Below are 12,335 nucleotides of genomic sequence, written 5' to 3'. Positions count from 1 at the left end.
CCTGGACCCAGAGGATATCGAATACACCTGATCGAGGTACGTCCTAGGCAAACCAAGCAACTGTTTGGTTGAATTGGCGGGTGAGTGACGAGCAGGACGCACTGCGGGAAACCGTTCGGACTCTGCTCGGTCGTGAGTCGAACACGCGCGAGGCCATGGCATCCCCGTCCGGCTACGACGAGAAACTGTGGGCCCGGCTGTGCGACCTCGGGGTCGCCGCGCTCTGGATCCCCGAGGAACACGGTGGTCTCGGCGCGTCGTTCCTGGAAACCCGTGTGGTACTGGCGGAACTCGGCCGGTTCCTGACACCGGGACCACTGCTCGGCACCGTCGTGGCGTCAGCGGCGCTGCTGTCGGCCGGCGCCGGCTCACTGCTCTCCGGGGTCGCCGACGGCTCGGTGATCCCGTCGCTGGTGTGGGGCCCGTACGCGCTGAACGCCCAGATCGCGGACGTTTTCCTGGTGCCACGCGAGGACGGTCTCTACGCGGTGCCGCCGAACGAGGCGAACATCACACCGCACGGGACCATGGATCCGACACGCAGGTTGGCCACGGTGTCCGCAACCGGTTCCGGAGACTTCCTCGGCGTGCCGGACATGGCATGGGTGCGGGACGTGGCGTGTGCCGCTGTGGCCGCGGAATCGGCGGGTGCGGCGACCCGCTGCCTGGAGCTGACCGTGGAGTACGCGAAGCAGCGGACCCAGTTCGGCCGGCCCATCGGCTCGTTCCAGGCACTGAAGCACCGGATGGCCGACATGCACGTGCTGGTGGAGACGGCCGAGTCGGCGGCGTCGGCGGCCGCCTCCGCGGTGGTGACCGGTGCCGACCTGGCCTCGACGGCGGCGACCGCGGCGGTGTGGTGCACGGAGGCGTTCACCTCGGTGGCCGGCGAGATGATCCAGCTGCACGGCGGCATCGCGATCACGTGGGAGCACGACGCGCACCTGTACTTCAAGCGGGCACACGGCAACGCGCACCTGTTCGGCTCGCCCCGCGACCACGTGGGCCGACTAGAGGCTCTTTCGGGAGTGCGCTGAGGTCGCCGGTCTTTGGCGAGGGCGCGAGGCGGCCCTGCCCGAGCTGATGACACATGCAACCGATCCCGACGGTTACGTGTGTGGAGGGTATGAGCACGAGACGCGAGGACGACGACGAGAGCTTCCACGTGTTCGTGGCGCGGTCGACCGCGTCGTTGACACGACTGGCGTACTTGCTCTGCGGTGACCAGCACCTCGCCAACGACCTGGTACAGACCTGCTACATCAGGCTGTACGGAGCGTGGCCGAAGGTGCGGGACAAGGACACCGCCGACAGTTACGCCAGGAAGGCGCTGCTCCGGTGCTGGCTGAACGAACGACGCCGGCCTTGGCGACGCGCCGAGTCGCGGGACGGTGTCGTCCCCGACCAACCGGCGCCGGCCACCGACCCCACCGGGGCCGCGCACCTGACGGAGGTTCTCCGCGACGCACTCGCACGGCTCCCCGCGCGCCAACGCGCCGCGGTGGTCCTGCGCTACTGGTCACAGCATTCCGTGACCGAAGCCGCGGCCATCCTGCGGTGCTCAGAAGGAAACGTGAAGAGCCAGTCCGCGCGCGGCCTCGCCGCCCTGCGTGCCGCACTGGGCACCGAGACCCTCCAGGAGTTGCGGTCATGACCGACGACATCGCCCAAGGGCTGGCACTGCTGGCCGACGAAGCGGACCCCGCCCCCATCGACTCGCACGCCGTGATCGCCCGCGCGCGGGCACGCACCCGCAACCGCCGCACCACGGCGGCCGCCTTCCTCGCGGTGGTGGCGATCGGCGGGCTCGCGGTGACTTCGAACGCCGACCGACCAAGCAACGAGGTCGCCGAACAACCCGAGCTCCCCTCCCAGCGGCTCACCGCACAGCTGACCGCCGCGCTGCCCGACGTGATTCCGGCCGGGTGGGAGGCGAAACCCGCGCCGCCATACGACGGGACCACGCGCTACCCCGAACCGCTCGTCTTCGCCTGCAGTCTCGAGGCGCCGCCGCAGCCGATTGAATTCCCCGATAGTAGACCGACCATGGGCCCGTCAGGACCTCCCTCGGACTCTTGCTCCGCCATGGGCTACTACCAGGATGCCGAGGGCGCCCTCCTGGTCTATCTCACCGTCAAGGACATCAAGACGTGGCCGTTCGACTCGTGCGTGGGAGCGCCCGACTGCGACGAGTGGACCCTGTCTGACGGCACGCGGGTACTGACGGACGCGGACACCGCTGGGGTGGCCTCGCCAGGACACCTGCAGCAGATCCACGCACTTCGACCGGACAACACCCAAATCGAGTTGGCGGTGACCTGGCAGGACGGCCGTACCAGCCCGCCCCTGACCCTCGAAGAGCTGGTGAAGTGGGCGACGGCGTTCGACTACTAGGCGAACCAGTCCAGGACGCGAGCCGCGACCGTTCCGGGTTGTTCGAGGTGGAGGAAGTGCCCGACGCCGGGCAGGACCTCCACTTCGGACCCGGGCGCGAGCGCTTCGTGGGCGCTGGCGAAGAACTTCGGGTCGATGCAGCCGTCCTCAGCGCCGCCCAGTACCAGCAACGGTTTCGACGCCGGCGCTTCCGTGCGGGTCGCGTACTCCGCCAGCGCCGGGTCCATCCGGGTCGGGTCGAAGTTCGCTCGGTAGATCTTCAGGACGTTCGCGATGTACTTCTCGTCGCCGTACATCTTGTGGATCCAGGTCCGGTACGCGTCGTCGAGCCGCAGGCTCGGGGACCACGTCGACCAGAGGTGGTCGATCAACGCGCGGTCCTTGCGCAGCACGGCTTCCGCGACGCCCTCGACGGCGAACAGGAACAGGTAGAACAGTCGCTGCTGCTGCGCCGGGTCCCACAGGGTCGTCGCCAGCGTCGGAGGCGGCGGGATCGCGAGCGTCACGCCGCGGTTCAGCCGCTCCGGCCAGGCCGCCGCCACGCGCGCGACCATGCCGGCGCCGATGTCGTGGCCGATCATGTCCACCGTGCCGCCCAGCGCGGCCGCCACCGCCGCCGCGTCGGCCGCGAGCGTGATGCCGTCCGAGTACGTCAGGTCATCGATGGTGTTCGGGTGGAAACCACGCAGGAACGGCATGACCACGCGCCGCCCGGCCGCCACGAGATGCTCGGCGAGCTGCGCGAAGGTCAGCGGATGGTCCGGAAACCCGTGCCAGCACACGACAACCGGTCCGTCACCTGCGGCGAGCGCGGGGAAGTCGAGTCGGTCGGTCCTGACCACGATCTCGTCGAAGTCCACCCGCACACACTAGATCCAGTCGTCGCCCTGGGACCAGGTGATGAGGTTGTCGAGGATGCCCGGCGTCGGTTCCGCGCGTTCGGTGACCGTGTACGCGCCGCGGTGGAACAGCAGTGGCCGGTCGTCGCGTTGGTCGCCGAGTGTGGTGACGCGGCCGGTGACGATGTAGTGGTCGCCACCCTCGTGTACGTCCTCGACCGCGCAGTCCAGCCAGGTCAACGCGCCCGCGAGGATCGGGGCGCCGGACGGGGCGGGTGCCCACGGCACGGAGGAGAACTTGTCCGCGCCCGCCTTGCCGAACGTCGCGGACACGTCCTGTTGGGAATGGCTGAGGACGTTCACGCAGAAGTGGCCGTACGCCTGGATGTGCGGCCACGTGCGCGCGTTCTTCCCCGGGCAGAACAACACCAGCGGCGGGTCGAGCGAGAGCGCGGCGAACGACTGGCACGCGAACCCGACGGGCTCCTCGTCCCGCATCGCGGTCACGACCGTGACGCCCGTGCAGAAGTTGCCGAGCGCCTGGCGGAACCGCGCCTGGGTGATCATTGCGGACGGGCACCGATGGAGAAGTCGTGTCCCCACAAGGAAACCGCGGTGCTCTCCCTGGCGATCCACGACTCGTCCTCGACCTGCCGGCCTTCGCAGCCGAACTCGACGTCGAAGCCGCCGGGTGTCTTCATGTAGAACGACAGCATCAGGTCGTTGACGTGCCGGCCAAGCGTCGCGGACATGGGCACCTTGCGGCGCAGCGCGCGGTCGTGGCACAGGCCGACGTCGTCGGTGTTCTCCACCTCGACCATCAGGTGCACGATCCCGGACGGGGTCGGCATCGGCAGGAACGCGAGGCTGTGGTGGCGGGGGTTGCAGCCGAAGAACCGCAGCCACGCGGGATCGCCGTCGGCCGGGCGGCCCACGAGCTGTGGCGGCAGGCGCATCGAGTCCCGCAACCGGAAGCCGAGTACGTCACGGTAGAAGGCCAGTGCCTCGGCGTCGTCCCGTGTGGACAGTACAACGTGGCCGAGTCCCTGCTCGCCGGTGACGAACCGGTGGCCGTAGGGACTGACCACACGCCGGTGTTCCAGCGCCGCGCCGTGGAAGACCTCGAGCGTGTTACCGGACGGGTCCTCGAACGTGATCAGCTGGTCGACGCGCCGGTCCGCGCGTTCCTCCTTGCTGCCTTCCTTGTACGGCACGCCTGCGGCTTCGAGGCGGCCGCAGACCTCGCCCAGCTCGGCGACGTTCGCCACCTCCCAGCCGGCCGCGGCGAGCCGGTCGGACTCGCCGGGCAGGATGACGAGGCGGGCGGGGAAGTCGTCCATGCGAAGGTAGAGCGCGTCGTCGCGGCCGCCCTTGCCCTCGACCATGCCGAGGACCTTGAGCCCGTACACGCGCCACGCCTCGATGTCCGTGGCCTCGATGCGCAGGTAGCCGAGGGAACGGATGCCCATGTCATGCTCCTTCGAGGAAGTCCATGGCGAGCCGGTTGAACTCGGCGAACTTCTCCAGCTGCGCCCAGTGTCCACACCGGCCGAACACGTGCAGCTGCGCACGCGGGATCACTTTGAGGGCAACGAGAGCGCCGTCGAGCGGGTTGACCCGGTCCTCACGTCCCCAGACGAGCAGGACGCGCTGACGCAGGCGGTGCGCCTCACGGTACAGCATGCCTTCCTCGGGGTCGCTCGCGAACGAGGCGCCCATGGATGCCATGGCGCGCAACGTGTCCGGGTCGCTGGCAGCCGCGAACCGTTCCTCCACCAACTCGTCGGTGACGAGCGACTGGTCGTACACCAGCGTGCGGAGGAAGGCGGCGAGCTTCTCCTTGGACGGCCCTGGCGGCGCCGCGAACTGGTAGAGCCGCTTGACGCCCTCGGTCGGGTCCGGCGCGAAGACGTTGAGCCCCAGGCCACCCGGCGCCATGAGCACGAGCCGGCCGGCGCGGTCGGGATAACGCAACGCGAACCGCACCGCGGTGCCGCCGCCGAGCGAGTTGCCGACGAGATGCGCGCGTTCGACACCGACCTCGTCGAGCAGCTTCAGCAACGCGTCGGCCGAGAACGTGAAGTACTGGCTGGTGACCGCCGACTTGTCGGAGCCGCCGAACCCGGGCTGGTCGACGATCAGCGTCCGGAACCTCGCCGCGAACACCTCGAGGTTGCGCCCGAAGTTGCTCCACGCCGAGGCACCGGGCCCGCCGCCGTGCAACATGACGACGGGCTCGCCGTCACCGGCCTCGTAGTAGTGGAGGCCGACCTTGGTGTCCTCGGTCAGATCCACGCGTCCTGCACCTTCAGCCCGAGTTGCTGCTGCCCGTACATGACGAGGGCCTTCTCCGGGTCGTTGATGGCGTGCACCCGGCCGGCGTGCGCGTCGCGCCAGAAGCGCTGGATCGGCGTGCCGACCTTGAGCGCCCGCCCGCCAGCGCTCTCGAAGAGCCGGTCCACGGCGGCGATCGCGGCGCTGGTGGCGTTCACCTGGTCGCGCCGGGTCTGCACGCGCAGCGGGAACGGGACCTTCTCGCCCGCGGTCACGTGCTTCATCTCCTGGTCGAGGTTGCGCTCGATCTGCAGCACGGCCGTGTCGATCTTGCTGGCCGCCTCGGCGATGCGGAGCTGGTTGAACGAGTCGTCCGCGGCCTTGCCGCCCGTCGAGGCCCGCACCCGCTCCTTGGTGTAGTTGACGTACGCCTCGTAGGCGCCCGTCGCCATCCCGACGACCGGCACCGAGATCGAGCAGGAGAACACGGACGCGAACGGCAGCTTGTAGAGCGGTCCGGTGTTGACCTCCTGGCCCGGCCCGTAGCACCGCCCGGTGTCCATGAAGCTGAGCGTGCGGTACTCGGGCACGAACACCTTGTCGACGATGATGTCGTTGCTGCCGGTGCCCCGCAGGCCGATGGTGTCCCAGACGTCGTCGATCTGGTAGTCGGACCGGGGCAGCAGGAACGTCCGGAAGTCGATGGGCGCGCCCTCGTCGTTCACGACCAGCCCGCCGAGGAAGACCCAGGTGGCGTGGTCGCAGCCGGAGGAGAAGCTCCAGCGGCCGGAGAACTCGAACCCGCCGTCGACCGCCTTGGCCCGCCCCATCGGCGCGTAGCTGGAGGAGACGCGCGTGTCGTCGTCCTCGCCCCAGACCTCGTGCTGGGCCCGGTCGTCGAAGAGCGCGAGCTGCCAGGGATGGCACCCGAGCACGGCGGAGACCCACCCGGTGGACCCGCAGGCGGAGGCGATCAAGCGCACCGCGCGGTAGAAGTCGTTGGGATGCGCCTCGAGACCGCCGTACCGGGTTGGCTGCAACAGCTTGAAGAAGCCGGCCAGCTGCAGAGCCTTGATCGACTCGTCGGAGATCCGCCGCGCGTCCTCGGTGTCCTGCGCGCGCTCCCGGAAGGTCGGAAGAAGGTCACGCACACCGTCAAGCACCTGTTGACTCACAGCCCCAGACTAGAACACGTTCTCGTTTTTGTCGACGCAACCGTTGGTCCTAAACAGAGACGTAGACGCCCTGTGGATAACTCGGTCGTACCTGTGGATAACTTTTGGCGATCGTCGGTCCCGTGGTGCAGTCTGTGCCCCAACCGCTCCACAGCGAAAGGGGTTAACTACATGAGCCAGCCAACACGCCTCGAAGCCGAGATAGCCGAGGCGCGCTTCCTGGCCGCCAAGGCGGAGAAGGAAGTTTCGGACATGCAAGCAGTGTTCAGGGGCCACACCGGCACGATCAACGCGATCAGGGCGGACCAGGTCGACCATGGCAAGAAACTCGCCAGGGTCGAGGCGGAGATGCGGACCGGCTTTGCCGAAGTCAAAAGCGAGATGCGCAACGGCTTCGCCAACGTCGACAACCGCTTCGCCAAGGTCGACAAGCAGTTCGCCAAGGTCGACGAGCAGTTCGCCAAGGTGGATGAGCAGTTCGCCAAGGTGGATGAGCAGTTCGCCAAGGTCAACGAGCGGTTCACCAAGGTGGATGAGCAGTTCGCCAAGGTCGACAAGCGGTTCACCAAGGTGGATGAGCAGTTCGCCAAGGTCGACAAGCACTTCGACAAGGTCGACAAGCGCTTCGACAAGCTCGAAGGCGAGATGCGCGACGGCTTCTCCGAGGTCGAGAAGAAATTCGAGTTGCTCCACCGGGGGCAGGAACAGATCACGGAGTTGCTGACCAGGCATCTCGGCGAGCCGGACGAGGAGACGCGATCGGGTGGCGCCGATGAGTAACCTCGACCGGCTTCGCGAGCAACTCGACGATCTTCGTGGTCGTGTTGTCATGTTGGAACTCGAGAAGGAAGCCAACCTCAGCACGACGGTGAGGGCCGGCGGGGTCGCACAAGCGGCAGAACGTCAGCTGGTCAAGTCGCGGTCGGAATGGCGTGAGGTCGTCACCGAACTCCAAGCGGGGATGAGTCAGATCATCTCGCTGTTGTCCGCGCCAGACGCGTGCTTGCCGGCGCGACGGCCGGAGAACACGCAGTCCGCCAGGGACAGTCCGCTGACGTAGGAGTTCGAGCAGATGCCGACGGCGTTGCGGCCCGCCGCGTACAGGCCCGGGATCCCGGCGCCGTCGGCATCCAGCACCTGACCGGTGCCCTCGTCCACGACGAGCCCGCCCAGGGTGAGCATCGGGCACGGGTAGGCCAGGCGAGGACCATAGGAGCAGTCGATCAGCGCGTAGGGGCCCGCGAGCGGCGCGACCAGGTCGGAGTGCTTACCGAACTGGTCCTCTCCGCGCCCGTACGAGGCCACCGTCGCGGTCAGGCCGGCCGGGTCGATGCCCGCCTTGCGGGCCACCTCCCCGAGCGTGGCGCCGCGCACCGAGGACCGGAGGAGGTACTCCGCCGAAAGTCGTTGGAACCACAGGGTTTCCGTGCGAACCTGCTGTCGCGCGTCGGCGAGGATGCGCTCGTCCACCAGTAGCCACGCGCGGCCGCCGTGGTCGCGGACCAGCCGTTCCCCGATCGCCGCGCCGTATGCCGACTCGTCGACGAACCGGGCCCCCGACTGGTCGACGAGGATCCCCCGTATCAGCGCGCTGGGGGGCGTGAGGAACCGCCAAGCAGACACCTTGTTCATACGATCGGTGACGCCGCCGACCGACTCACCCAGGCGAATGCCCACACCGTCGTCACCTTGCGTGCCCAGCGGGAGGCCGCCCCGGAACCCGGGGGCGTGGGTCCGCATCATCTCGCGGTTGTTCACGAACCCGCCGGCCGCCAACACGACACCGCGCCGGGCCCTGATCCGGACGACCCGCCCGTGGGTCGACTCCAGCTCGGTGATGCGCCGGTGCAGTATCCGCGCGAAACCCGGCACGTACAGGCCGGGCTTGGTCGCGTACTGGTGCAGGATCCCGTGCCACCGGGACTTCAGCGTCCGGCACTCGACGCCGACGACCCGGCCGTCTTCCATGATCAGCCGGGTGACCGCCGTCTGCCGGGCGACGTGCACGCCGGCCGCGCGGGCCGCGGACGCGAGGGCCGCGAAGAACACCCGACCGGATGTCCCCCGGGCGTGTGTCCGGTGGCCGCGTGGGGCCGGGGTCGCGACTGAACGGAACGGCCACGCGTTCTCACTGCCCGAGTAGTACAGGTAGTACTGGTTCGACGGGTACGAGGTCTTGTACGGGCAGACCGACGAGTCGAACGGGACGCCGGCCTCCGCCAGCCAGTCGATCATGTCGGCGCTCTCCGCGCAGAACCGCCGCAGCGTCTCGTCGGACACCGCGTCGCCGACCTCTTCGCGCAGGTAGGCGACCATGTCGTCGACGGTGTCGGGCACGCCGGCCGCGTGCTGCACGAAGGTCCCGCCGCCCGCGTACACCACCCCGCCCGACATCGCCGTCGCGCCGCCGCCCGCGAACCGGTCCAGTGCCACCACGGACGCGCCGGCTCGGGCGGCCTCGAGTGCGGCACACGCACCCGCCCCGCCGAAGCCCACCACGACGACGTCCGCCTCCGAGTCCCACGCCAAGGGCATGGCAAAAACTATAACCTGTTCTAGTATGGGTTCCATGGACGAGTACGACGTGATCGTGGTCGGGAGCGGCGCGGCCGGCATGACCGCGGCGCTGACCGCTGCCCACCACGGACTTCGCACCGTGCTCATCGAGAAGGCACCGCACTTCGGCGGGTCGACGGCACGTTCCGGTGGCGGGGTCTGGGTGCCCAACAACGACGTGCTGCTGGCCGATGGCGTGCCGGACACGACCGAGCAGGCACGTGCCTACCTCGAGCACATCACCGGCGACGCCGTCGACGACGACCTGCGTGCCGCGTTCCTCGACAACGGACCGGCCATGCTGCGGTTCGTGCTGGCCAACACCCCGCTGCGACTGCGGTGGGTCACCGGCTACTCCGACTACTACCCAGAGGCGCCCGGCGGCCTGCCGATGGGCCGGTCACTGGAACCGCGGCCGCTCAACGCCGCGGTGCTCGGCGACGAACTGCGAAACCTCGCGCCGCCGTACCTCAAGGCGCCCACCGGAATGACCGTCACCCAGGCCGACTACCGCTGGATGAACCTCATCGCCCGGCATCCGAAGGGTCTGCTCCGCGCGGCACGGGTGGCCGGCCGCCGCGTGGTCTCCCTGGTGCTGCGCAGGCAGTTGCTGGCGATGGGGCAGGCGCTCTCGGCCGGGCTACGCGTCGGACTGTCCCGGATGGACGTGCCGGTGCTGCTGTCCACACCGCTCACCAACCTCGTCACCGAGGACGGCCGCGTGACCGGCGTCGAGATCCTTCGGGACGGCAAGCCGGACACCATCCGGGCCAGGCGCGGTGTGTTGCTGGCGTCCGGCGGGTTCGAGCACAACGAGCGGATGCGCAAGGAGTACCAGGAAGATCCGATCGGTACGGAATGGACGGTCGGCGCCGAGGAGAACACCGGTGACGGCATCGAGGCCGGCATGAGGCTCGGCGGGGCGGTCGCGTTCATGGACGACGCGTGGTGGGGCCCGTCGATCCTGCTGCCCCGCGGGCCGTACTTCTGTCTGGCGGAGCGCAGTCTGCCCGGTTGTATCCTGGTCAACCAGCGCGGAGAGCGCTTCGTCAACGAGGCGGCGCCGTACGTGGACGCCGTGCACGCGATGTACGAGACGAAGAGCGTGCCGGCCTGGCTGATCGCCGACCAGAACTACCGGAACCGGTACCTGTTCGCCGGTCTCGGTCCCCGACAGCCCTTCCCTGGCCGCTGGTACAAGTTCGGGGCCGTGCGCCGCGGTAGCACGCTCGAGGCGCTGGCAAAGGAGATCGACGTGCCGCCGGATGCCCTGCGGGACACCGTGTCGAGGTTCAACGGGTTCGCGGAGTCCGGGGTGGACAGTGACTTCCATCGCGGGGACAGCGCGTACGACCGGTACTACGGTGACCCACGCAACCGGCCCAACCCCAACCTCGCGTCGCTGCGCCGCGCGCCGTTCTACGCGATCAGGATCGTGCCGGGCGACCTCGGCACGAAGGGCGGGCTACGCACGGACACGGCGGCACGCGTGCTGCGGGAGGACGATTCGGTGATCGACGGGTTGTACGCGGCGGGCAACGCGAGCGCACCGGTGATGGGCCACACGTACGCGGGCCCCGGCGCGACGCTCGGTCCGGCAATGGTGTTCGGGTACCTGGCGGCACTCGACATGGCGGGAGAGACCAAATGACCAGCTTTCGCACGATCGACGTCGGCGCGCCACGCACGCGGTTCGCGCGCGGGTGGCACTGCCTCGGCCTCGCGGAACCGTTCCGCGACGGCAAGCCGCACGCGATCGAGGCGTTCGGCACCAAGCTCGTCGTGTTCGCCACCGAGGACGGCAAGCTCAACGTGCTCGACGCGTACTGCCGGCACATGGGCGGCGACCTGTCGCAGGGCACGGTCAAGGGTGAGGCCATCGCGTGCCCGTTCCACGACTGGCGCTGGGCCGGCAACGGCAAGTGCGTGCAGATCCCTTACGCCAAGCGGATCCCGCTCCGGGCACGCACCCGCTCGTGGCTGACCCTGGAGCGCAACCAGCAGCTGTTCGTGTGGCACGACCCGGAGGGCAACCCGCCGCCCGAGCACGTCGTGATCCCGGAGACCAAGGGCGCGTCCAGCGACGAGTGGAGCGACTGGACCTGGGACACCGTGAAGATCGAGGGCTCCAACTGCCGCGAGATCATCGACAACATGGTCGACATGGCCCACTTCTTCTACATCCACTTCGCGTTCCCGACCTACTTCAAGAACGTGTTCGAGGGTCATGTCGCCACGCAGTACCTCAACTCGCGTGCCCGCTCGGACGTTCCGCTCACGGGGTCGAGCTACTCGGTGGAAGGCGTGACGCTCAAGTCGGAGGCGTCCTACTTCGGCCCGTCCTACATGATCAACGACATTTGGCAGGACTTCTCCGGCACGACCATCGAGACCGTGCTGATCAACTGCCACTACCCGGTCACGCCGGACTCCTTCGTCCTGCAGTGGGGGGTGAGCGTGAAGAAGCTGCCGGGACTGCCGAAGGAGAAGGCGGACAAGGTGGCCGGCAAGCTCGCGAAGAGCTTCGGCATCGGGTTCCTGCAGGACGTGGAGATCTGGCGGAACAAGACCCGGGTGGACAACCCCCTGCTGTGTGAGGAGGACGGCCCGGTCTACCAGCTGCGCCGCTGGTACGAGCAGTTCTACGTGGACACCGCGGACGTGACCGAGGAGATGACGCAGCGGTTCGAGTTCGAAGTGGACACCACCCGCGCGAACGAGGTGTGGGAGCAGGAGGTCGCGGAGAACCTGGCTCGCCAGGAGGCGGAGGCGCGATGACGGTCTGGGCGAAGGCGCCGCCGCACGGCGACCCGATGGGCACGCTGTCCGACGAGCACGAGTACCTCACCAGCGGGCTGACGCCGGTCGCGTGCGCGGCCTGCACGACGGAAGTACTGGTGCGCAAGGCAAGCCGGGAGCACATGAGCATCCAGTGGCAGTCCTCGCCTGCCGACTCGTGCCCGGAGTTCGCGGCGCGGGTGGCTGCCGGCGAGCTGTCCGCCCGTATCGACACGTGCCCACGGCTGCGGGAGGCGATCGAGCGAGCGGTGGCGACCGGTGCGGTGGCGGTGCCCGAATGAGTGAGCTTGCGAACGAA

At 68.6% G+C, this 12,335-nt stretch carries 13 protein-coding genes; 7 read left to right on the top strand and 6 right to left on the bottom strand.

From position 1 onward, the window contains the following. The first annotated feature begins 80 nt into the window (after nucleotides 1–80). The 3 genes from VF106_RS12050 to VF106_RS12040 all read left to right on the top strand — a co-directional run bounded on the left by VF106_RS12050 (nucleotide 81) and on the right by VF106_RS12040 (nucleotide 2,394). Nucleotides 81–1,037 (top strand): acyl-CoA dehydrogenase family protein, encoded by a 957-nt coding sequence (locus tag VF106_RS12050; RefSeq protein WP_330839731.1) that lies wholly within the window; start codon nucleotides 81–83, stop codon nucleotides 1,035–1,037. Nucleotides 1,038–1,126: 89 nt separating this feature from the next. After that, a complete protein-coding gene (locus VF106_RS12045) occupies nucleotides 1,127–1,654 on the top strand; it encodes a SigE family RNA polymerase sigma factor (RefSeq protein WP_330839730.1) in 528 nt (175 codons plus the stop codon). Then, nucleotides 1,651–2,394, top strand: coding sequence for a hypothetical protein (locus VF106_RS12040; RefSeq protein WP_330839729.1), 744 nt, complete (start codon nucleotides 1,651–1,653; stop codon nucleotides 2,392–2,394). The genes VF106_RS12045 and VF106_RS12040 overlap by 4 nt, the downstream gene beginning before the upstream one ends. On the opposite strand, the gene VF106_RS12035 is transcribed toward VF106_RS12040, so the two are convergent. Genes VF106_RS12035 through hsaA form a run of 5 tightly spaced genes read right to left on the bottom strand, consistent with a single transcriptional unit; the run spans nucleotide 2,391 to nucleotide 6,682 of the window. After that, the gene (locus VF106_RS12035; protein WP_330839728.1) at nucleotides 2,391–3,254 is read right to left on the bottom strand and encodes an alpha/beta fold hydrolase; all 864 of its coding nucleotides are present in this window, start codon (nucleotides 3,252–3,254) and stop codon (nucleotides 2,391–2,393) included. The genes VF106_RS12040 and VF106_RS12035 overlap by 4 nt on opposite strands. 9 nt (nucleotides 3,255–3,263) lie before the next feature. Continuing rightward, complete coding sequence (hsaB, locus tag VF106_RS12030) at nucleotides 3,264–3,800, bottom strand: 3-hydroxy-9,10-secoandrosta-1,3,5(10)-triene-9,17-dione monooxygenase reductase subunit (protein ID WP_330839727.1); 537 nt, start codon at nucleotides 3,798–3,800, stop codon at nucleotides 3,264–3,266. Then, nucleotides 3,797–4,702 carry an iron-dependent extradiol dioxygenase HsaC gene (hsaC, locus tag VF106_RS12025; protein WP_330839726.1) on the bottom strand — a complete coding sequence of 302 codons (906 nt, stop codon included), beginning with the start codon at nucleotides 4,700–4,702 and terminating at the stop codon, nucleotides 3,797–3,799. The genes hsaB and hsaC overlap by 4 nt, the downstream gene beginning before the upstream one ends. A 1-nt stretch (nucleotide 4,703) precedes the next feature. Continuing rightward, nucleotides 4,704–5,528 (bottom strand): 4,5:9,10-diseco-3-hydroxy-5,9,17-trioxoandrosta-1(10),2-diene-4-oate hydrolase, encoded by an 825-nt coding sequence (gene hsaD, locus VF106_RS12020; protein ID WP_330839725.1) that lies wholly within the window; start codon nucleotides 5,526–5,528, stop codon nucleotides 4,704–4,706. Next, nucleotides 5,519–6,682: a 3-hydroxy-9,10-secoandrosta-1,3,5(10)-triene-9,17-dione monooxygenase oxygenase subunit gene (gene hsaA, locus VF106_RS12015; protein WP_330839724.1), complete on the bottom strand. Its 1,164-nt coding sequence runs from the start codon at nucleotides 6,680–6,682 to the stop codon at nucleotides 5,519–5,521. The genes hsaD and hsaA overlap by 10 nt, the downstream gene beginning before the upstream one ends. Before the next feature lie 171 nt (nucleotides 6,683–6,853). Between hsaA and VF106_RS12010 the strand changes: the two genes are divergently transcribed. Then, the gene (locus VF106_RS12010; RefSeq protein ID WP_330839723.1) at nucleotides 6,854–7,462 is read left to right on the top strand and encodes a GPO family capsid scaffolding protein; all 609 of its coding nucleotides are present in this window, start codon (nucleotides 6,854–6,856) and stop codon (nucleotides 7,460–7,462) included. Nucleotides 7,463–7,648: 186 nt separating this feature from the next. Here the strand turns inward: VF106_RS12010 and VF106_RS12005 are convergent, their stop codons facing one another. Further along, nucleotides 7,649–9,217: an FAD-binding protein gene (locus VF106_RS12005; RefSeq protein WP_330839722.1), complete on the bottom strand. Its 1,569-nt coding sequence runs from the start codon at nucleotides 9,215–9,217 to the stop codon at nucleotides 7,649–7,651. 34 nt (nucleotides 9,218–9,251) lie between these two features. Here VF106_RS12005 and kstD point away from each other — a divergent pair, with 34 nt between their 5' ends. Genes kstD through VF106_RS11990 form a run of 3 tightly spaced genes read left to right on the top strand, consistent with a single transcriptional unit; the run spans nucleotide 9,252 to nucleotide 12,318 of the window. Continuing rightward, nucleotides 9,252–10,889, top strand: a complete 1,638-nt coding sequence (gene kstD / locus VF106_RS12000; protein ID WP_330839721.1) for a 3-oxosteroid 1-dehydrogenase — start codon at nucleotides 9,252–9,254, stop codon at nucleotides 10,887–10,889. Continuing rightward, a complete protein-coding gene (locus tag VF106_RS11995) occupies nucleotides 10,886–12,016 on the top strand; it encodes a 3-ketosteroid-9-alpha-monooxygenase, oxygenase component (RefSeq protein ID WP_330839720.1) in 1,131 nt (376 codons plus the stop codon). The genes kstD and VF106_RS11995 overlap by 4 nt, the downstream gene beginning before the upstream one ends. After that, nucleotides 12,013–12,318: a hypothetical protein gene (locus VF106_RS11990; RefSeq protein ID WP_330839719.1), complete on the top strand. Its 306-nt coding sequence runs from the start codon at nucleotides 12,013–12,015 to the stop codon at nucleotides 12,316–12,318. Before VF106_RS11995 ends, VF106_RS11990 begins: the two co-directional genes overlap by 4 nt. Nucleotides 12,319–12,335 lie beyond the last annotated feature (17 nt).

Source organism: Actinophytocola sp. (genome assembly GCF_036378875.1).
GTDB lineage: Bacteria > Actinomycetota > Actinomycetes > Mycobacteriales > Pseudonocardiaceae > Actinophytocola.
The sequence above is the reverse complement of the archived record's forward strand: the minus strand, read 5'-3'. Positions and strand labels throughout refer to the sequence as shown.

Bases quoted from the DNA above. Each gene is read 5' to 3' on its own strand.
- VF106_RS12045 (WP_330839730.1), top strand. From the start codon at position 1,127: ATGAGCACGAGACGCGAGGACGACGACGAGAGCTTCCACGTGTTCGTG.
- VF106_RS12040 (WP_330839729.1), top strand. From the start codon at position 1,651: ATGACCGACGACATCGCCCAAGGGCTGGCACTGCTGGCCGACGAAGCG.
- hsaB (WP_330839727.1), bottom strand. From the start codon at position 3,800: ATGATCACCCAGGCGCGGTTCCGCCAGGCGCTCGGCAACTTCTGCACG.
- hsaC (WP_330839726.1), bottom strand. From the start codon at position 4,702: ATGGGCATCCGTTCCCTCGGCTACCTGCGCATCGAGGCCACGGACATC.
- VF106_RS12010 (WP_330839723.1), top strand. From the start codon at position 6,854: ATGAGCCAGCCAACACGCCTCGAAGCCGAGATAGCCGAGGCGCGCTTC.
- VF106_RS12005 (WP_330839722.1), bottom strand. From the start codon at position 9,217: ATGCCCTTGGCGTGGGACTCGGAGGCGGACGTCGTCGTGGTGGGCTTC.
- kstD (WP_330839721.1), top strand. From the start codon at position 9,252: ATGGACGAGTACGACGTGATCGTGGTCGGGAGCGGCGCGGCCGGCATG.
- VF106_RS11995 (WP_330839720.1), top strand. From the start codon at position 10,886: ATGACCAGCTTTCGCACGATCGACGTCGGCGCGCCACGCACGCGGTTC.
- VF106_RS11990 (WP_330839719.1), top strand. From the start codon at position 12,013: ATGACGGTCTGGGCGAAGGCGCCGCCGCACGGCGACCCGATGGGCACG.